The organism is Streptomyces sp. 549 (genome assembly GCF_030124175.1).
Lineage (GTDB): Bacteria > Actinomycetota > Actinomycetes > Streptomycetales > Streptomycetaceae > Streptomyces.
Genome location: NZ_JASKMT010000045.1, coordinates 1 through 19,614 on the forward strand (window position 1 = coordinate 1; position 19,614 = coordinate 19,614).

Genomic DNA, 19,614 nt, shown 5'->3' on the forward strand with positions numbered 1-19,614 from the left:
CATCATGGCCGCCCAGCAACAACCCACCTTCGGCCCCATGCCCGACGTGGGAGTGCCGGAGCCTGAGGAGAGGCGGGGGGAAGTGCCTCCCGGAGGTGCGTGGTCCGCTTCTGATGGTTCGGGGTCAGCGGGTGGTGCCGCGGGATCGTCGCGCGCCGAGCAGTTGGGGAATGCACGGGGCTCGGCCGGCATGAGCGGTCAGCATGCGGTCGCGATCGCGGACCGATTCAACGATTCCCGCACCGAGCCGGGAGTGGGCACTGACCTGAACAGTGTCACTTCCCCGTCCCCGGCTGCCGAGCAGGCCTCGCGAGCACCGGCGGCAGGGCCGGCTGCTGCTTCGCCTACGGGCGTAGGAACTGCGGGTGCTGTGGGCGGGCTTCCGCCGGTTGCTGTGCCCCGAAGGGCAGGAACACCGAGCGGCCTTCGTGGGAGTGCTTCGGGAACGGTCGGCGGCAGGGCGTCAGCCTCGGCGCCGGTGGTCGGCTCGGGAAGAAGTACGGTGCGGGGTGTGTCCGGCGCAGGTTCTGCCGCTTCGGCCGGCAGGGCGCCTTCCTCAGCACCCCCCGTCAGGGGCGGACGGCCGGACGGCGTCCTGGGCGGTGTACCCAGCCGCACTGGTCCTGCCACTTCCGCGGGCCTGCCTCGGGGGAACGTTGTCGGTGCGGAGTCGGCCACCGGAGGACGTGGGCCAGCCGCAGGGGCTTCGGGGATTGGTTCCGCTGGAGCAGGCGGTCCGCAGCCGGGCAGGCGGTTCGCCGCTGAACGCGGTGGTGTGGTGGGTGCACCACGGGCGGTCTCTCTGGCGCCCGTCGGTGCCTCCGGGTCGTTCACGCCAGGAGGCGCCGGGTTGGTGCGCAGTGCCGCAAGCACGAGTGGAGGGGCGGACGCCAGCCGTTCACGTACAGATGCGCGGCGTCCCGACTACCTGACCGAGGACGAGGAAACTTGGACGGGACGCCATCAAAGTGTTCCGCCGGTGACGGAGTGACCGCCCCGATGCGAGCACACGTCGAACGATCTGCGCAGGACCGCACTGCGCTTCGCTGGCCTAGGCGGCGAGTGGCCAGGGCGATTGTGGTCCTCCTTGCCGCGACGGTGGGTCTTTCCGGGCTGACCACACCTGCACGTGCAGCGGGAGTTCAGGACGATCAGTGGTACCTCGAACCGATGCAGGCCGAGCAGATGTGGAAGGTCAGCAAAGGGAAGGGCATCACCGTGGCGGTTGTCGACAGCGGGGTCAGTCCCTCGTCCTCAACTCTGCGTGGCCGGGTCCTGCCGGGAACGGACGTGAGCGGGACGCCAGGCGGCCCTCACGACGACGTCGCCGGTCACGGCACCACAATGGCGGAGTTGATTGCCGGGACGGGGAGCGGAGGAGGCATCCTGGGGCTCGCTCCGGAGGCGCAGATCCTTCCCGTCCGTACGCTCTCGCCGTCAGACCCCGGGCACAAGAAGCACGACACCATTGCCGGAGCACTTCGAGCTGCTGCGGACAGCGAGGCACAGATCATCAACCTGTCGCTGGGCGGTGTCAGAAGTCCCGACCTTGAGCGCGCAGTGGATTATGCCGCAGCCAAGGGAAAGCTGATGTTCGCCTCTACCGGCAACAGCGGCAACGACGAGAGTTACGACGAGGGATGGATCGAGGCCCCCGCCAGCTACGACAGCGTCGTAGCTGTCGCCGGGGCTGACAACGGAGGCGAGACCGCAGAATACTCGCAGAAGGGCCGTGTCGCGCTCACCGCTCCCGGAACCAACATCCCCGGCTGGTGCGACAAGTCGCTGACCAGGTACTGCCGGACTCAGGGCACCAGCAACTCGACGGCCATCGCCTCCGCGTCGGCGGCTCTGATCTGGGCGAAGCATCCCGAGTGGACGGCCAACCAGGTTCTGCGGGTCATGCTGCAGACGGCCGGGGTCCCGAAGGGGCAGAAGGTGCCCAGCGAGTACGTCGGTTACGGCGCTGTCCGGCCCAGGAAGGTCCTGCTGGAGGGCAAGGGCGATCCGGGCGACCCGGATGTGCACCCGCTGATCGACCCGAGCAGCATTCACCCCTCGCCCTCCCCGAAGCCGCAGCCTTCCGAGGAGCCGGACCCGGGCCCCGGCGCTGCTGAGCCGCAGGCTGCCGGGAAGGCCGCTGACGACAGCCCAGGTCAGACGGTGCTGCTGGCGGGCGGCGGCGCGGCCGCGGTCCTGCTGGCCGCGGCGGTCTTCGCCTTCGTTCGTCTGCGGCGCGGAAGACAGTAGCGGCTTCGCGTGCAGGCCATTTCTTGCCGTCAGTCCCACTGACGTGTTCACCAGTTCACCAGTTCACCAGCTCTGAAGGAGGAGTAGCAACATGGCCGAAGGCAACTCGGGTGCGAGTTTCAAGTCAGAGGAACAGAATCTCAGGGATCTGATCCGCGAGGTAGAGGAGATGCAGACCACCCTGCAGGGGCGGATCGGCAAGCTCAACGCCGCCGTCGATGCGATCGAGGGCGGCTGGAAGGGCTCCGCACACGGGGCTTACGACCATCTGCAGCGCAACGCCAACGAGTACGCGCGGAAGCTCCAGAACCGTCTCCGCTTCATCAAGGAAGCCCTGGAGATGTCGAAGGACGGCTTCAACGCGAACGAGATCGAGCAGATGGAGAACTTCAAGAAGACCGCGGGCCAGAGCCCCATCAGCGACTTCGTCGCGCCGTCGCCGAGCGTCAAGTAACCAGTAGGGGGACAGGGTCATGACTATTCAGATCACGTACGGAACGGTCACTGCCGCCGCCGGCGACATCCGCCAGGCGAGCAACGACATCGGCACGCAGCTCGAAACGCTCAACGGCAAGGTCAAGGCCGTCGTGGCGCAGTGGGACGGACAGGCCCAGGAGGCGTTCAACATCAAGCAGCGCGGCTGGGAGGAGGACGTGCGCGGTCTCAGGACCACGCTCACGGCCATCGCCGCCGCACTGGACAACGCGACCGCCGGTTACCAGGGCACCGACAAGCGGGCCGCCGCCCGCTTCGACTTCTGAGCGGCTTTCGCAGACACCACTTCGCAGAGACCACGGACAGGGGTGGTTCCCGCAATGCGGGAACCACCCCTGTCCGCGTTCGTCACGTCTCGTCGGGCAGCCAGCCGAGTTGTACCAGCGGCGTGCCGCGCTTGCGTGAGGCGAAGAAGCCCCGGCCGGTGGGCATCGGCCGGGCCCGGACGCTGCCGATCAGGTCGCCCTCGGTGGGGTCGCCCGCCAGGACCACGCCCTGCGCGCCGAGTTCCTTGATGCGCTGCATGAACGCCTCGTAGAACGAGCGCGAAGCACCGGAGGAGTTGCGGGCGATGATGAACCGCACGCCGATGTCCCGTGCGAACGGCAGGTGTTCGGTGAGCACCGCCAGCGGGTTGCCGTTGGAGTTGGCCACCAGCTCGTAGTCGTCGACGATGATGAAGATCTGCGGCCCCGACCACCAGCTCCGGTCGCGGAGCTGCTGCGGCGTGACGTCGTCCGGCGGGGTGCGCTTCTCCATGAGGTCGGCCAGCGCCGCGATGTGCGTGTCCATGGAGTTGGCCATCGCCGCGTACACGATCAGATGCGAGTCGGGAATGCTGCTGAGAAGCGAACGACGGTAGTCGGCCACGACGATTCTGGCCTCGTCCGGTGTGTAGCGTTCCGTGATCTGCTTGGCCAGCAGCCGGAGCAGCCCGGTCTTCCCGGACTCGCTTTCGCCGAAGACCAGGAAGAACGGGTCGGTCTCGAAGTCGACGAAGACCGGCTCCAGGTTCGCCTCGTCGATCGCGAAGGCCACTCCGCGCTCCGGATGGGCGTTGCCCTTCGGCAGGTTCTCCGCGGGCAGTTCACGGGGCAGCAGTCGCACCGCCGGCGCCTTCGCGCCCGCCCAGGCCTCGTTGACCCGGGCCACGAGTGCCTCCGTGCCGTCGGAGAGGTCCTCGGACTCGCTGCTGCCGTCGATGCGCGGCAGCGCCGCCATGAAGTGCAGCTTGTCCGGCGTCTGGCCCCGGCCGGGCATGCCCGCCGGGACGTTCGCCGCGACCTTGCGGTCGAACTCCGAGTCCAGGGTGTCACCCAGGCGCAGCTCCAGCCGGTTCATCAGCTGGTCCTTCAGCGCGGGTCGCATCTCCATGCTGCGGGAGACCGCGGTGACGATGTGGATGCCGTAGCCGAGGCCCCGCGCGGCGATGTCGGTGACGACCTCCTGGAGCACCTCGTACTCCTGCTTGAAGCTGCCCCAGCCGTCGATGACGAGGAAGACGTCACCGAAGGGCTGGTCGGTGATCTCGCCGCGCGCACGACGCCTGCGGTACGTGCCGATGGAGTCGATGCCCTGGGCGCGGAAGTACTGCTCGCGGCGGGCCAGGATGCCCGCCACCTCGGCCACGGTCCGGCGGACCTTCTCAGGGTCGAGCCGGGAGGCGACACCGCCCACGTGGGGCAGACCGGCGATCGACGACATGCCGCCGCCGCCGAAGTCGACCCCGTAGAACTGCACCTCGGCCGGGGTGTGGGTGAGGGCGAAGGAGGTGATGAGCGTGCGCAGCAGCGTGGACTTGCCGGACTGCGGGCCGCCGATGACAAGCATGTGGCCGGCCGCACCGGAGAAGTCGCTGAGCAGCACCTCGCGGCGCTGTTCGAACGGCTTGTCGACCAGGCCCAGCGGGACGACGAGCCGTCCGTTGCCCCGGTGGCCTGGTGAGGACAGTCCGCGGCCCTCCACGGGGGTGAGCCCCGGCAGCAGCTCGTCCAGCGGGGAGGCGGAGTCCAGCGGCGGAAGCCACACCTGGTGGGCGGGCGGGCCCTGCCCCTCCAGGCGCCGCACGATCACGTCGAGCACGGTGTCGGCCAGCGCGTCGTCCTCCGCGGGCCCGGCCTGCTGCGGGCGGGCCTCGGGCTCGGCGTAGCGCACGGGGACGGGCGCGGCGGTGAAGCGCACCGGGCGGCGCCGGACGGGGGCCGGTCCCGCGGCTCGGGCCGGTCCCTGGCGGTAGACGCCGGAGACGTACGCCGCCTTGAAGCGGTCCATCTCCTCGGTGCCGTGCTTGAGGTAACCGGAACCGGGCACCGACGGCAGGTGGTAGGCGTCCGGCACGCCGAGCGCGGTGCGGGACTCGGCGGCGGAGAACGTGCGCAGGCCCACCCGGTACGACAGGTACGTCTCCAGGCCGCGCAGCCGGCCCTCCTCCAGCCGCTGCGAGGCGAGCAGCAGGTGCACGCCCAACGACCGCCCGATGCGGCCGATCTGGATGAACATCTCGATGAAGTCGGGCTTGGCGGTGAGCAGTTCGCTGAACTCGTCGATGACGATCACCAGCGAGGCGATGGGGTCCAGGGGTGCGCCGGCCGCCCTGGCCTTCTCGTAGTCGTGGATGTTGGCGTAGTTGCCCGCGTCGCGCAGCATCTCCTGGCGGCGGTTGAGTTCGCCGCGGATCGAGTCGCCCATGCGGTCGACGAGCGTCAGGTCGTCGGCGAGGTTGGTGATGACCGCGGAGACGTGCGGCATCTGCGACATGCCGGTGAACGTGGCGCCGCCCTTGAAGTCGGCGAGCACGAAGTTGAGCGTCTCCGACGAGTGGGTGACGGCGAGTCCCAGGACGAGTGTGCGCAGCAGCTCGGACTTACCGGAGCCGGTCGCGCCGACGCACAGGCCGTGCGGCCCCATGCCGTCCTGCGCGGCCTCCTTGAGGTCCAGCATCACCGGCTGGCCCTCCTCGCCCACGCCGATGGGCACCCGCAGCCGGTCCGCCATCGAGCGTGGCCGCCAGGTGCGGGAGACGTCCACCGACCCGGCGTCGCCGAGGTTCAGCAGGTCCGTGAACTCAAGGTTGGCCAGCAGCGGTTCGTCGTCGTCCCCACCGCTGCCGACGCGCAGCGGGGCGAGCTGGCGGGCCAGCGCCTCGGCCGCCTCGGCGGCGAGCAGGTCCGGCTCGCCCTCGTAGGCGACACCGCGGCCCGACTCCAGCCGCAGTTCACCCGGCCGCACGACGACGGACAGGCCGCCACGCGGCTCGGGCAGTTCACCGGAGACCACCTCGATGACGGTGACGCCCTGCATGCCCTCGGGGGCGGCGAGGGCGGACGCCGGGGTGACGACCGCGTTGTCCAGCACCACGACCACGTGCGGCTGGTCCAGTAGGGGCTGGCCGTCGGGGCTGAAGCGGGGACGGCCCTCCAGGCGGCCCCGCAGCAGGTCCTCCAGGTCCGCCGGGTCCTCGCTGAGGAGCCGCCGGGTGCCCGCGCCGTCGACGCTGCCCGGGACCTGGCAGTGCGGCAGCCACTTCGCCCACTCCCAGCGGGCGGCGGCCTGCTCACCGCCCGCGGCGACCGCGATCACCAGGTCCTCGGGCGAGTGCAGTGCGGCGAGTTGGGCGACCATGGCGCGCGCCGAGCCGTGTGCGCACTCCGGCCGGCCGGACACCGTCAGGTGGTAGAAGGCACGCAGCGAGACCGCCATGGGCAGGCCGTCGAGCGTGCTGTGCGCGGCGATGAAACGCTGCATCGCACCGGCCGTCAGCGGCTCCAGTTCGTCCACGGGTGCCGTGTCGGGCGCCACCAGGGGCGTGTTGAGCTGCTGCACCCCGAGGCCGACCCTGATCTGTGCGAAGTCCTTGTCGCCGACTCGGCGTTCCCACACCCGACTTCCCTCGGCCACCAGCGACCACAACTGGTCGGGGGAGGGGTGCAGGTAGTACTGGGCGTCGCGCTGCCTGCGGGCGGTGCGGCGGATCGTCCGCCGGGTCTGGGCCAGGTACTTCAGGTAGTCGCGGCGGGACTGCGCCATCTGCCCCTGTGTGCCCCTGCGAAAGCGCACCACCATCGCGACGATCATGCCGACCGTCGACAGCAGCATCATCGCGCCCATGATGCGCATGAACGGAGGCATCTGCGGCATGAAGAAGAAGACCACTGAGCCGCCCATGCCCAGCATGGGCACGATCTGCATGAGCACGCCCTCCTGCTGCCCCCGCGGCAGTTCCGGCGGGGACTCCAGGCGCAGCTCCTCGTCGGGCACTTCGGGCGGAAGTGCCCGCGGTGGGCGCTTGACGACGATCTGGCTCACGAGCGCACCAATCCCTCAATACGAAGCGGAAAGGTCCCCAGCCGGCGCCCCCGTGGCGGCCAGCCCCCTCCCGCGGTGGGCGATCCTACTTGCCCGCCCGGGCAGGCCCTCCCTATAGGGTGACCGGCGGACCGTGCGCAGCCGTGGACGAGGGACCGTGCGCACCAGCGAACGAGGGGGACAACAAAGCCGTGAGTACGTCAGCAACCGCGCCGGCCTACACGCCGGCCGCTGCCGCCACCGGCTCCGACACCGGCTTCTGCCGCGTCACCATCGTCGCCCCCGACAGCCGGATCGACGTGGCGCTCCCCGAGGACGTGGCCGTCGCCGACCTGCTGCCCGAGGTGCTGCGGCTCAGCGCCCAGGCTCCGGGCGAAGGGGCCCCGGTGGGTTACCACTTGGTCCGCAGGGACGGTGCCGTGCTGGACACCGCCCGCTCACTGCTGTCGCAACGTGTCATGGACGGCGAGGTGTTGAGCCTGCGCCCGTTCGCCGACTCGCTGCCTCCGGCCGTCTTCGACGACGTGTCCGACGCCGTCGCCACCGCCGTCACCCGCGACCGCACGCTGTGGAACGACCGGCTGATGCGCACCGCGGGGCTGGTCGGCGGCGCAGCGGTGCTGGCGCTGATGGCGTTCGTGCTGTGGTTCGCCGACGCCGGCCGCGACATGCACGGGCTGCCCGGCATCGTCGCCGCGGTGACGGCCGTGCTGCTGCTGTCCCTCGCTCCGGTGCGCGCCCGGATCTACGACGACCGGGCCGCCGCGACCGCGCTGGGACTCGCCGCGCTGCCGCACGCCATGATCGCCGGGTCCGGTCTGCTGCCGCTCCAGGACGGGCACGGCGTGGGGCGTCTGCAGTTCCTGCTGGGCTGTGTCGCCGTCCTGCTGGCGGCCGTCGTCCTCATCGCGGCGCTGCCCGGTGGCGACGGGCCGTTCATCGCCGCCGCGGTCGCCGCCGCGACCGGCACGCTCGCCACCTTCGGTGCCGTGCTCAGCGACGGCCGCCCGCTGTCCGCCGCGGCGCTGTGCGTGCCGATCGCCATCGGGGCCATCGCCTTCCTGCCGGGCCTGTCCGCCCGGTTCGCGCGGCTGCCCATCGGCTACGCCCCGCCCCGCCCCGGGCAGGACACCGCCCTGCACGGCGACGCGGACCCGTTCGCGCCGGCCGACCCCGGGCCGGTCGACGCCGACCGCATCGCGGGCCAGGCACGCCGCGGCCACGAGGTACTGCTCGGCCTGGTCGGCGGCTGCTCGGTCGTCGTGGTGGGCGCCGCCGCGGTGCTCGGTTTCTCCGGCAACGTCTGGGCTCAGTGCCTGGCCCTCGCCGCGGGCCTGGCGACCCTGATGCGGGCCCGGCTGTTCCGCTACACCTCCCAGGTCGTGTGTGCGCTGACCGCCGGCATGGCCGCCGTCGCCCTGCTCGTGCTCGGCCTCGCCCTCAACACCCCGGCCGCCACCGACGGCGCCCTCGACCTGCGCACGCTGTGGCTGGCCGCCGGGCTCGCCGCCGGCGCGGCTGCCGTCACGGCGATCGGGCTGATCGTGCCCCGCGCGGGCCTCACCCCGTTCTGGGGGCGGCTGCTCGACCTGGGGGAGGGCCTGGTCCTGCTGTCCCTCACTCCGTTGGCCCTGGCCGTGCTCGACGTCTACACGGCGGCCCGGTCCATGACCGGTTCCTGACCACCGTTCCATGACCGGGTCCCGCCCCCGGTCCGGCCCGGCTGCTGAGCTGGTGTATTCTTCTGGGTGGTCGTTTGTGTACGCACCCGGTGGGTCATCCGCCCGGGAAGCGCTCGGCGCACCCGCCTCCCGAGTCACCAAAGCCCCGCTGTGTTCGAGACCAGTGGCACTCGGAAGGCTCGCCTGCGAAGGTCAGAGAACCCTGAAGGAGTACGCGTGTCTTCTCTCGACGCTGCGACGAAGAAGTCGATCATGTCCGAGTTCGCCACCAAGGAGGGCGACACCGGCTCCCCCGAGGTCCAGGTGGCCCTGCTGTCCCGGCGCATCACGGACCTGACCGAGCACCTCAAGACGCACAAGCACGACCACCACTCCCGCCGTGGTCTGCTGCTCCTGGTCGGCCAGCGCCGCCGCCTGCTGCAGTACCTGGCGAAGAAGGACATCCAGCGCTTCCGCGTCCTGGTCGAGCGCCTCGGCATCCGCCGCGGCGCGGCCGGCGCCCGCTGACACCAGGCGGAGGGAGCGGTTCCCCTGACGGGAGCCGCTCCCTTCGTCGTGTCTCGCGGAACCCGGATCCTTTGTAGTGTGGGTTCCGCAACAACGACACAGCACGAGGCAGGGCGCCTCACCCGACGCCGGTCCTCGGTAGTGGCCCCCGGACAGTTCCAACGTTCCGGGAGCTTCGATCGAAGACCGGCCCGCAACGGGAGCGCCCGCCTGCAGACGGTCCGCCGCCACACGGGCGGCGGACGCAGACGAGGAGATATCCCTGGTGGAGAACGAGACCCACTACGCCGAGGCCGTCATCGACAACGGCACCTTCGGCACCCGCACCATCCGCTTCGAGGCCGGCCGGCTCGCCAAGATGGCCGCCGGATCGGTCGTGGCCTACCTGGACGACGACACCATGGTGCTGTCGGCCACGTCCGCCTCGAAGCGCCCCAAGGACCAGCTCGACTTCTTCCCCCTCACGGTGGACGTCGAGGAGCGGATGTACGCCGCCGGCAAGATCCCCGGCTCGTTCTTCCGCCGCGAGGGCCGTCCCTCCGAGGACGCGATCCTCACCTGCCGGCTCATCGACCGGCCGCTGCGCCCCTCCTTCGCGAAGGGCCTGCGCAACGAGATCCAGATCGTCGAGACGATCATGGCCCTCAACCCCGACCACCTCTACGACGTGGTCGCCATCAACGCCGCCTCCTGCTCCACGCAGCTGGCCGGCCTGCCCTTCTCGGGCCCGATCGGCGGCACCCGCGTGGCGCTCATCAAGGGCCAGTGGGTCGCCTTCCCGACGCACACCGAGCTGGAGGACGCCGTCTTCGACATGGTCGTCGCCGGCCGTGTGCTGGCTGACGGCGACGTCGCGATCATGATGGTCGAGGCCGAGGCCACCGAGAAGACCGTCGAGCTCGTCAAGGGCGGCGCCGAGGCGCCGACCGAGGAGATCGTCGCCGCCGGCCTGGAAGCCGCCAAGCCCTTCATCAAGGCGCTCTGCCAGGCCCAGTCCGAGCTGGCCGCGAAGGCCGCCAAGCCGGTCGGCGAGTTCCCCGTCTTCCTGGACCACCAGGACGACGTGCTGGAGGCGCTGGACAACGCGGTGCGCGACGAGCTGGCGCAGGCGCTGACCATCGCCGCCAAGCAGGACCGCGAGGCCGAGCTGGACCGCGTCAAGGCGATCGCCGCCGAGAAGCTGCTCCCGCAGTTCGAGGGCCGCGAGAAGGAGATCTCCGCCGCCTACCGCACGCTCACCAAGAACCTGGTACGCGAGCGCGTGATCAAGGAGAAGACCCGCATCGACGGGCGCGGGCTCACCGACATCCGCACCCTCGCCGCCGAGGTCGAGGCCATCCCGCGGGTGCACGGCTCCGCACTGTTCGAGCGCGGCGAGACCCAGATCCTGGGCGTCACCACGCTGAACATGCTCCGCATGGAGCAGATGCTCGACACGCTCTCCCCGGTGTCGCGCAAGCGCTACATGCACAACTACAACTTCCCGCCCTACTCGGTCGGCGAGACCGGCCGCGTGGGTTCGCCCAAGCGTCGCGAGATCGGCCACGGCGCCCTGGCCGAGCGGGCCCTGGCGCCCGTGCTGCCCACGCGTGAGGAGTTCCCCTACGCGATCCGCCAGGTCTCCGAGGCGCTCGGCTCCAACGGGTCCACCTCCATGGGCTCGGTGTGCGCCGCGACGATGTCGCTGCTCAACGCCGGTGTGCCGCTGAAGGCCGCCGTCGCCGGTATCGCCATGGGCCTCATCTCGCAGGAGATCGACGGCGAGACGCACTACGTCACCCTCACCGACATCCTCGGTGCGGAGGACGCCTTCGGCGACATGGACTTCAAGGTCGCCGGCACCAAGGAGTTCGTGACCGCTCTCCAGCTCGACACCAAGCTGGACGGCATCCCGGCCTCCGTGCTGGCCGCTGCCCTCAAGCAGGCCCGCGACGCCCGGCTGCACATCCTCGACGTCATGGCCGAGGCCATCGACGTGCCGGACGAGATGTCCCCCTTCGCCCCGCGGATCATCACCGTGAAGATCCCCGTGGACAAGATCGGTGAGGTCATCGGCCCCAAGGGCAAGATGATCAACCAGATCCAGGAGGACACCGGCGCCGACATCACCATCGAGGACGACGGCACCATCTACATCGGTGCCGCCGACGGCCCGGCCGCCGAGGCCGCCCGCGCGACCATCAACGGCATCGCCAACCCGACGATGCCCGAGGTCGGCGAGCGCTACCTGGGCACGGTCGTGAAGACGACCACCTTCGGCGCCTTCGTCTCGCTGCTCCCCGGCAAGGACGGACTGCTGCACATCTCGCAGATCCGCAAGCTCGCTGGCGGCAAGCGCGTGGAGAACGTCGAGGACGTCGTCGGCGTGGGCCACAAGGTCCAGGTCGAGATCGCCGAGATCGACCAGCGCGGCAAGCTCTCCCTGATCCCCGTCCTGGACGAGGCCGAGGGTGAGTCGGACGACAAGAAGGACGACGCCGACCAGTGACGCGTACGCCTCGTACGACGGCCCGCCCCTCCTCGGAGGGGCGGGCCGTCGCCCGTACCCCGGTCGGCACACAAACGCTCATCGAGGGCGAGAACGGCGCCGGCACCGTACGCAGGACCGTGCTGCCGGGCGGACTGCGCGTGGTCACCGAGACGCTGCCCACCGTGCGCTCGGCGACCTTCGGCATCTGGGCCCACGTCGGCTCCCGCGACGAGACCCCCGCCCTCGGCGGCGCCACCCACTACCTGGAGCACCTGCTCTTCAAGGGCACCCGGCGGCGCAGCGCGCTCGACATCTCCGCGGCGCTGGACGCGGTCGGCGGCGAGATGAACGCGTTCACCGCCAAGGAGTACACCTGCTACTACGCGCGGGTCCTCGACACCGACCTGCCGCTGGCCATCGACGTGGTCTGCGACATGCTCACCGGCTCGGTCATCCGGCAGGAGGACATCGACGCGGAGCGCGGTGTCATCCTCGAGGAGATCGCCATGACCGAGGACGACCCCGGCGACTGCGTGCACGACCTCTTCGCGCACACCCTGTTCGGCGACACCCCGCTGGGCCGGCCGGTGCTGGGCACCGTCGACACCGTCAACGCGCTCACCCGCGACCGGGTCGCCCGCTTCTACCGCAGGCACTACGACCCCACACACCTGGTGGTGGCCGCCGCGGGCAACATCGACCACGACACGGTCGTGGAGCAGGTGCGGGCCGCATTCGAGGCGGCCGGCGCGCTCAGCCGTACCGAGGCGGAGCCGCTGCCGCCGCGCACCGGCACCCGCCGGATACGCGGCGGCAGCCGGATCGAACTGCTGGACCGCCGAACAGAGCAGGCCCACGTGGTGCTCGGCATGCCGGGCCTGGCCCGCACCGACGAGCGGCGCTGGGCCCTGGGCGTGCTCAACGCGGCGCTCGGCGGCGGCATGAGCTCCCGGCTGTTCCAGGAGATCCGCGAGAAGCGCGGCCTGGCCTACTCGGTGTACTCCCACACCTCCGGCTTCGCCGACTGCGGCCTGTTCGGCGTCTACGCCGGCTGCCGTCCCGCGCAGGTGCACGACGTGCTGAAGATCTGCCGCGACGAACTCGCCCAGGTCGCCGAGCACGGCCTGACCGACGAGGAACTTGCCCGTGCGGTGGGCCAGTTGTCCGGCTCGACGGTCCTGGGCCTGGAGGACACCGGGGCCCTGATGCACCGTCTGGGCAAGAGCGAGCTGTGCTGGGGCACGCAGATGTCGGTCGACGACATGCTGGGCCGGATCGCAGCCGTCACACCCGGCGACATCCGCGAGGTCGCCGCCGACGTGCTCGGCCGGCAACCGTCGCTGGCGGTCATCGGCCCGCTGACCGGCAAGCAGTCCGACCGACTGCACGACGCGCTGGCCTGACCCGGCCGCCACTCCGCAACCGGTCCGTGCGACCGTGTTCCGAACGCGTAAGGAAAGAGGGACGATGACCGAGGTGCGCAAGCTGCGGGTGGCCGTGATCGGCGCCGCCGGCCGGATGGGCGCGGAAGCGGTCCGGGCCGTGACCGCCGCCGAGGACCTGGACCTGGTCGCCGCGATCGGCCGCGGCGACACACTGGACAAGCTCACCGCCTCCGAGACGGACGTGGCGGTCGAGCTGACCCACCCCGGCGCGGTGATGGAGAACGTCGAGTTCTGCGTCCGCCACGGCATCCACACCGTCGTCGGCACCACCGGGTGGACCGACGAGCGGCTGGCCGAGCTGCGCGGCTGGCTGGCGGAGTCCTCCGGCACCGGTGTGCTCATCGCCCCCAACTTCGGCATCGGCGCCGTGCTCGCGATGCGCTTCGCGCAGCAGGCCGCCCGCTGGTTCGAGTCCGCCGAGGTCGTCGAGCTGCACCACCCGGGCAAGGCCGACGCGCCGAGCGGCACCGCCGTGCGCACCGCCCAGATGATCGCCGCGGCCCGTGCCGAGGCCGGCTGCCCGCCGCAGCCGGACGCCACCAGCAGTGCCCTGGACGGCGCCCGGGGCGCCGACGTCGACGGCGTGCCGGTGCACGCGGTGCGGCTGCGCGGCCTGGTGGCCCACCAGGAGGTGCTGCTGGGCGGGGAGGGCGAGATGCTCACCATCCGGCACGACTCGCTGCACCGCTCGTCGTTCATGCCGGGTGTGCTGCTCGGCGTGCGGCGTGTCGCCGACACGCCGGGGCTGACGTTCGGCCTGGAGCACTTCCTCGACCTGGACGGCTGAGAACGGCACCATGCGCGCGAAACTCACGTACTTCGTCCTGGCCGCCGTCCTGCTGGTCTACTTCGTGCTGGCCGGCGGCCGGGGCGTGGTGCTCATCCGGCAGGGCACGGCGGTGACGGTGCCGTTCGGCATCGCGGTCCTGGTGCTGCCGCTGATCGGCGCGTGGTTCCTCTGGCACAGCACACGCTTCGCCGTCCTGGCCGGGCGCCTCGCCGACCAGCTGGAGAAGGAGGGCGGGCTGCCCGTCGACACGCTCGAACGCTCACCGAGCGGCCGGGTGCTGCGGGACTCCGCCGACGCCGTCTTCGCGGAGCGCCGGGCGGAGACCGAGGCCCGTCCGCAGGACTGGCGCAGCTGGTTCCGGCTGGCCGTCGCCTACCACGACGCCCGTGACACCCCGCGTGCCCGCAAGGCGATGCAGCGCGCCATCACCCTGCACCGCCAGGAGCAGCGCTCGGCCGGCGGAGACAGCACCCCGGGCCCCACTGCCGGCATCGCCTGACCCGCGGGCTGCGCCCGACCGGTCCCGCGCCGCCCGCTCAGGGGCGGTGGTCCGCCGCCCATGCCTCCAGCACGTCGGCGGCCCGGTCGAACGCCTCGGGCTTGGCCAGGAAGTCGGCGTTGTGGTCGGTGAGCAGGGTGCGCAGCGTGCCGCCCTCGGCGCGCCGCACCTCCAGCGCCTGGCCCTGCACGGTGCGCGGCAGGCCCAGCCAGCGGACCGGCTGCTGCACGGTGCGCACCGCGGCCACCTGCGACCAGGGCAGCGTCATCGTGCGCAGGAAATTCACCTGGCGCAGGCCGTGCGAACTCACCCAGATGCCCACCCGCAGCAGCCGCAGGGCGAACGCCACGACCGCGGCGGCCAGGCCGACGCACGCCCCGGCACCGGCGAGGGTGCCGGCCAGTGCGATGACCACTGCGGAGATCAGCAGGTAGGCGGAGAGCAGCAGCAGCACCGCGGCACCGGCCACCCGCCATGGGCCGGGCCGGTAGGGGCGCCGCCAGCGGCCGGGATCGGCATGGGGCAGCGGCTGGTCCGACGGGTCGGTGGGCGCGCTGAGTTCGTGTTCGTCAAGAAGGAAGGGCAGGGGCACGACGGGTCCTCGCTCGCGATCCGGGTCATGCGTCAGGACCGGAAGTTCCGCATCCTGTGAGCGGTGAGGTTATCGGGGCCGTGCGGTGAGAACCACATCAGGGGCCCGCCCGGCGTGCCCGGTGCGCTTCAGCGGCGCTCGGAGGCGTTCTGCCGCTGCACCTGGTCGCCCTGCTGGTCGACGTCGAGAGCCGGCATGCCCAGCAGGAGGGAGCCGGCCAGACCGCCGACCACGACCAGACCGATGAGGGCCCGTCCGGCCAGCTGACCGAACGAGGGACGTTCCGGCGGCGGCGGGGTGACGTTGCTGCGGAACCGCTCGGCCTCGGCGACAAAGGCGAACGGGACGGGCTCTCCGCGGCGGAACATGGTGTTCTCATCCCCAATCAGACGGTGCGTCGTGCGTGTGCGGGCGGCAGGTGCTTCTGTGAAGTCAGACGGACGAACCGCTTCAGAAGTTGCGTGTTCGGGGGACTTCCTCATAATGCCGCCCACCGGGGTCTGTACCCGACGGCAGCCGATGCATCCGTCCCGCCCGCCCCCGATGTTCGGGAGAAAGGGTGACGCCGGGCGAGGAGGGGTCGACGGCGGCGCTAGGGTTGTTGCCGCCCGTCCCAGACCCGCATACCCGTGAGGACCCCCCGGTGACCGACACGCCTCGCTTCCGCAGCGACATGACCGTGGAGCTGGTCAAACACAGCGCCGCCGACACCGACGTGCTCTGGGCGGCCCGGGTGTCCACGGCAGGCGAGCAGTCGCTCGAGGAGCTGGAGAAGGACCCCGAGCGGTCCAAGGGCCTCATCAACTACCTGATGCGGGACCGGCACGGCAGCCCGTTCGAGCACAACTCGATGACCTTCTTCATCAGCGCGCCGCTGTTCGTCTTCCGTGAGTTCCACCGGCACCGGGTGGGCTGGTCCTACAACGAGGAGAGCGGGCGCTACCGCCAGCTCGAACCGGTCTTCTACGTGCCCGACGCCTCGCGTCGCCTCGTCCAGCAGGGCCGTCCGGGCAAGTACGAGTTCGTCGAGGGCACGCCCGAACAGCTGAAGACCGTCGAGGAGAGCATGCGGGCCTCCTACGAGCAGTCCTACCGCGCGTACCAGGAGATGCTGGAGGCCGGTGTGGCCCGCGAGGTCGCCCGCGCGACCCTGCCGGTCGGCCTGTACTCGTCGATGTACGCCACCTGCAACGCCCGTTCCCTGATGCACTTCCTGGGCCTGCGGACGCAGCACGAGATGGCGTCGGTGCCGTCCTTCCCGCAACGGGAGATCGAGATGGTCGCCGAACTGATGGAGGCCGAGTGGGCCCGCCTGATGCCGCTGACGCACGCCGCCTTCAACACCAACGGGCGCGTCGCCCCGTAAGTGTCCGTTGTGTCCAGATTGCGGGCATTCGCTCATCTCCTCTACGCTGAGGACAAGGACCCGGCACTGCGTGAACCCCCGAGCATGCAGTGCCGGGTCCACATCTGACCGGACCCGAGGGCGCATCCGGGAGGGAGCTGCGAGTAGCGTGGGACCCATGGCTCCGACCTCCTCACCGCAGACGCCCTTCGGGCGGGTCCTGACCGCGATGGTCACGCCGTTCACCGCGGACGGCGTTCTCGACCTCGACGGCGCGCAGCGCCTTGCTGCCCACCTGGTGGACTCCGGCAACGACGGCATCGTCGTCAACGGCACCACCGGCGAGTCCCCGACCACCAGCGACGAGGAGAAAGCCCAGCTGGTGCGGGTGGTCGTGGAGGCCGTGGGGGACCGCGCCCACGTCGTCGCCGGAGCCGGCACCAACGACACCCGGCACAGCCTGGAGCTGGCCCGCGCCGCCGAGCAGGCCGGCGCGCACGGCCTGCTCGCGGTCACGCCGTACTACAACAAGCCCCCGCAGGAGGGCCTGTTCCGGCACTTCACGGCCATCGCCGACGCCACGGACCTCCCGGTGATGCTCTACGACATCCCCGGCCGCTCCGGTGTGCCGATCAACACCGAGACGATGGTCCGGTTGGCCGAGCACCCGCGCATCGTCGCCAACAAGGACGCCAAGGGCGACCTGGGCCGCGCCAGCTGGGCCATCGCGGCCACCGGCCTCGCCTGGTACTCCGGCGACGACATGCTGAACCTGCCGCTGCTGTCCGTGGGCGCTGTCGGCTTCGTCTCCGTGGTCGGCCACGTCGTCAGCCCGGAGCTGCGTGCGATGCTCGACGCGTACCTCCAGGGCGACGTCGCCAAGGCCACCGAGGTGCACCAGAAGCTGCTGCCGGTCTTCACCGGCATGTTCCGCACCCAGGGCGTGATCACCAGCAAGGCGGCGCTGACCCGGCAGGGCCTGCCCGCCGGACCGCTCCGGCTGCCCCTGGTGGAGCTCACCGACGAGGAGATCGAGCAGCTCCGGCGCGACCTCGCCGCAGGCGGAGTGCACCTGTGAGCCGCCGCCCCTCCTGGAGCAACAGACTTCACAACTGAACACCGACCAACAACTGCAAGTGCACAAGATCGCAAGCGCCACGTGCCTCCCGGGGTGCGTGGCGCCTGTGGTGAGGAGAGTCTTTTGAGTCATCCACACCCCGAGCTCGGCGCACCGCCGAAGCTCCCCCAGGGGGGCCTTCGGGTCACCCCGCTCGGCGGCCTCGGTGAGATCGGCCGCAACATGACCGTCTTCGAGTACGACGGCCGTCTGCTGATCGTCGACTGCGGAGTGCTCTTCCCCGAGGAGGAGCAGCCGGGCATCGACCTGATCCTGCCGGACTTCACGTCCATCAGGGACCGCCTCGACGACATCGACGGCATCGTGCTCACCCACGGCCACGAGGACCACATCGGCGGTGTGCCCTTCCTGCTCCGCGAGAAGGCCGACATCCCGCTGATCGGCTCCAAGCTGACGCTGGCCCTCATCGAGGCCAAACTCCAGGAGCACCGCATCCGGCCCTACACGCTGGAGGTGAAGGAGGGCCACCGCGAACGCATCGGCCCCTTCGAGTGCGAGTTCGTCTCGGTGAACCACTCGATCCCCGACGCGCTGGCCGTCGCCATCCGCACTCCGGCCGGCCTCGTGGTGCACACCGGCGACTTCAAGATGGACCAGCTGCCGCTCGACGGCCGCCTCACCGACCTGCGGGCGTTCGCCCGGCTCGGCGAGGAGGGCATCGACCTGATGCTGTCCGACTCCACCAACGCCGAGGTCCCCGGCTTCGTCGCACCCGAGCGCGACATCTCCCAGGCGCTGCGCCAGGTCTTCGCCGGCGCCCAGAAGCGCGTCATCGTGGCCAGCTTCGCCAGCCACGTGCATCGCATCCAGCAGATTCTGGACGCGGCACACGAGAACGGCCGGCGAGTCGCGTTCGTGGGCCGGTCGATGGTCCGCAACATGGGCATCGCCCGCGAGCTGGGCTACCTCAAGGTGCCCGGCGGCCTGGTGGTGGACGTGAAGGTGCTGGACGACCTGCCGGACAGCCAGACCGTCCTGGTCTGCACCGGATCCCAGGGCGAGCCGATGGCGGCGTTGTCCCGCATGGCGAACCGGGACCACCAGATCCGCATCGTGCCCGGTGACACGGTGATCCTCGCGTCGTCCCTGATCCCGGGCAACGAGAACGCCGTCTACCGGGTGATCAACGGGCTGACGCGCTGGGGCGCCAACGTGGTGCACAAGGGCAACGCCAAGGTGCACGTCTCCGGACACGCCTCGGCGGGTGAGCTGCTGTACTTCTACAACATCTGCCGGCCGCGCAACCTCATGCCGGTGCACGGGGAGTGGCGGCACCTGCGGGCCAACGCGGAACTGGGCGCGCTCACGGGGGTGCCGCACGACCGGGTGGTCATCGCCGAGGACGGTGTGGTGGTGGACCTGGTCGAGGGCAAGGCCGACATCGTCGGCAAGGTCCAGGCCGGGTACGTCTACGTCGACGGCCTGTCCGTCGGCGACATCACCGACTCCGTGCTCAAGGACCGCCGCATCCTCGGCGACGAGGGCATCATCTCGGTGTTCGTGGTGGTGGACAGCGGAACCGGCAAGATCACCGGTGGTCCGCACATCCAGGCGCGGGGCTCCGGCATCGACGACGCGGACTTCAGCACCGTGGTGCCCAAGATCGACGAGGCGCTGGCCAAGGCCGCCCAGGACGGCGTGGCCGAGGTGCGCCAGCTCCAGCAGCTGATCCGGCGCACCATGGGCAAGTGGGTGTCGGACAACTACCGGCGCCGTCCGATGATCCTGCCCGTCGTGGTCGAGGTCTGACACTCCGTCACTCCTCCTACCGGAGCGGGCGGCCCCGATTTGCATCGGAGCCGCTCGCTCCAGTACGTTTACCTCTCCACCGCAGGGCCTCTCGGGAGCACGGTTGTGCACCCGGTCGGGTTCCAGGCGGATGGGAATTCCGAACAAGTCACTCTGATAAAGTTCGGAAAGCGCCGAAAGACTGAAGCCGATAAGGCAGATCTCGAAAGGCGAAAGGGATTCCAGTCTCCCTCGGGTTCGGATCTGGTCGGTGAAACGGCCGGTGAGAGTCTGGTAAGGTTGGAAACACCGAAGGGAAGCGCCCGGAGGAGGCCCGGAAGGGAATCCGAAGGAAGCGTCCGTTCCTT

At 70.5% G+C, this 19,614-nt stretch carries 15 protein-coding genes; 12 read left to right on the plus strand and 3 right to left on the minus strand.

Features of this window, described 5'->3' with window-relative positions:
- Positions 1-1,062 precede the first annotated feature (1,062 nt).
- The 3 genes from QNO07_RS26755 to QNO07_RS26765 all read left to right on the plus strand — a co-directional run bounded on the left by QNO07_RS26755 (position 1,063) and on the right by QNO07_RS26765 (position 3,011).
- Positions 1,063-2,250 carry a S8 family serine peptidase gene (locus QNO07_RS26755; RefSeq protein ID WP_283995104.1) on the plus strand — a complete coding sequence of 396 codons (1,188 nt, stop codon included), beginning with the start codon at positions 1,063-1,065 and terminating at the stop codon, positions 2,248-2,250.
- Between the two features lie 91 nt (positions 2,251-2,341).
- Positions 2,342-2,704, plus strand: coding sequence for a WXG100 family type VII secretion target (locus QNO07_RS26760; protein ID WP_283995105.1), 363 nt, complete (start codon positions 2,342-2,344; stop codon positions 2,702-2,704).
- Positions 2,705-2,723: 19 nt separating this feature from the next.
- A complete protein-coding gene (locus QNO07_RS26765; RefSeq protein WP_283995106.1) occupies positions 2,724-3,011 on the plus strand; it encodes a WXG100 family type VII secretion target in 288 nt (95 codons plus the stop codon).
- 82 nt (positions 3,012-3,093) lie between these two features.
- Here the strand turns inward: QNO07_RS26765 and eccCa are convergent, their stop codons facing one another.
- Positions 3,094-7,050: a type VII secretion protein EccCa gene (gene eccCa / locus QNO07_RS26770; protein WP_283995107.1), complete on the minus strand. Its 3,957-nt coding sequence runs from the start codon at positions 7,048-7,050 to the stop codon at positions 3,094-3,096.
- A 191-nt stretch (positions 7,051-7,241) separates the two neighbouring features.
- Here eccCa and eccD point away from each other — a divergent pair, with 191 nt between their 5' ends.
- The 6 genes from eccD to QNO07_RS26800 all read left to right on the plus strand — a co-directional run bounded on the left by eccD (position 7,242) and on the right by QNO07_RS26800 (position 14,443).
- Positions 7,242-8,732, plus strand: a complete 1,491-nt coding sequence (gene eccD / locus QNO07_RS26775) for a type VII secretion integral membrane protein EccD (protein ID WP_283995108.1) — start codon at positions 7,242-7,244, stop codon at positions 8,730-8,732.
- Between the two features lie 216 nt (positions 8,733-8,948).
- Complete coding sequence (gene rpsO, locus QNO07_RS26780; RefSeq protein ID WP_283995109.1) at positions 8,949-9,239, plus strand: 30S ribosomal protein S15; 291 nt, start codon at positions 8,949-8,951, stop codon at positions 9,237-9,239.
- Positions 9,240-9,504: 265 nt separating this feature from the next.
- Positions 9,505-11,727: a polyribonucleotide nucleotidyltransferase gene (locus QNO07_RS26785; RefSeq protein ID WP_283995110.1), complete on the plus strand. Its 2,223-nt coding sequence runs from the start codon at positions 9,505-9,507 to the stop codon at positions 11,725-11,727.
- Positions 11,724-13,112: a M16 family metallopeptidase gene (locus QNO07_RS26790; protein ID WP_283995111.1), complete on the plus strand. Its 1,389-nt coding sequence runs from the start codon at positions 11,724-11,726 to the stop codon at positions 13,110-13,112. Before QNO07_RS26785 ends, QNO07_RS26790 begins: the two co-directional genes overlap by 4 nt.
- Before the next feature lie 73 nt (positions 13,113-13,185).
- A complete protein-coding gene (gene dapB / locus QNO07_RS26795; protein WP_283995116.1) occupies positions 13,186-13,941 on the plus strand; it encodes a 4-hydroxy-tetrahydrodipicolinate reductase in 756 nt (251 codons plus the stop codon).
- A gap of 10 nt (positions 13,942-13,951) precedes the next feature.
- A complete protein-coding gene (locus QNO07_RS26800) occupies positions 13,952-14,443 on the plus strand; it encodes a tetratricopeptide repeat protein (protein WP_283995112.1) in 492 nt (163 codons plus the stop codon).
- 37 nt (positions 14,444-14,480) lie between these two features.
- On the opposite strand, the gene QNO07_RS26805 is transcribed toward QNO07_RS26800, so the two are convergent.
- Positions 14,481-15,035: an SCO5741 family PH domain-containing membrane protein gene (locus QNO07_RS26805; protein WP_502961951.1), complete on the minus strand. Its 555-nt coding sequence runs from the start codon at positions 15,033-15,035 to the stop codon at positions 14,481-14,483.
- 128 nt (positions 15,036-15,163) lie between these two features.
- Positions 15,164-15,403 (minus strand): hypothetical protein, encoded by a 240-nt coding sequence (locus tag QNO07_RS26810; RefSeq protein ID WP_283995113.1) that lies wholly within the window; start codon positions 15,401-15,403, stop codon positions 15,164-15,166.
- 305 nt (positions 15,404-15,708) lie between these two features.
- Between QNO07_RS26810 and thyX the strand changes: the two genes are divergently transcribed.
- The 3 genes from thyX to QNO07_RS26825 all read left to right on the plus strand — a co-directional run bounded on the left by thyX (position 15,709) and on the right by QNO07_RS26825 (position 19,267).
- Positions 15,709-16,401 (plus strand): FAD-dependent thymidylate synthase, encoded by a 693-nt coding sequence (thyX, locus tag QNO07_RS26815; protein ID WP_283995118.1) that lies wholly within the window; start codon positions 15,709-15,711, stop codon positions 16,399-16,401.
- A 157-nt stretch (positions 16,402-16,558) separates the two neighbouring features.
- Positions 16,559-17,458 carry a 4-hydroxy-tetrahydrodipicolinate synthase gene (gene dapA / locus QNO07_RS26820; RefSeq protein WP_283995114.1) on the plus strand — a complete coding sequence of 300 codons (900 nt, stop codon included), beginning with the start codon at positions 16,559-16,561 and terminating at the stop codon, positions 17,456-17,458.
- A 123-nt stretch (positions 17,459-17,581) separates the two neighbouring features.
- A complete protein-coding gene (locus QNO07_RS26825; protein WP_283995115.1) occupies positions 17,582-19,267 on the plus strand; it encodes a ribonuclease J in 1,686 nt (561 codons plus the stop codon).
- Positions 19,268-19,614 lie beyond the last annotated feature (347 nt).

Coding starts and splice junctions, on each gene's coding strand:
- QNO07_RS26765 (WP_283995106.1), top strand. CDS start 2,724: ATGACTATTCAGATCACGTACGGAACGGTCACTGCCGCCGCCGGCGAC.
- QNO07_RS26760 (WP_283995105.1), top strand. CDS start 2,342: ATGGCCGAAGGCAACTCGGGTGCGAGTTTCAAGTCAGAGGAACAGAAT.
- dapA (WP_283995114.1), top strand. CDS start 16,559: ATGGCTCCGACCTCCTCACCGCAGACGCCCTTCGGGCGGGTCCTGACC.
- QNO07_RS26800 (WP_283995112.1), top strand. CDS start 13,952: ATGCGCGCGAAACTCACGTACTTCGTCCTGGCCGCCGTCCTGCTGGTC.
- thyX (WP_283995118.1), top strand. CDS start 15,709: ATGACCGTGGAGCTGGTCAAACACAGCGCCGCCGACACCGACGTGCTC.
- QNO07_RS26810 (WP_283995113.1), bottom strand. CDS start 15,403: ATGTTCCGCCGCGGAGAGCCCGTCCCGTTCGCCTTTGTCGCCGAGGCC.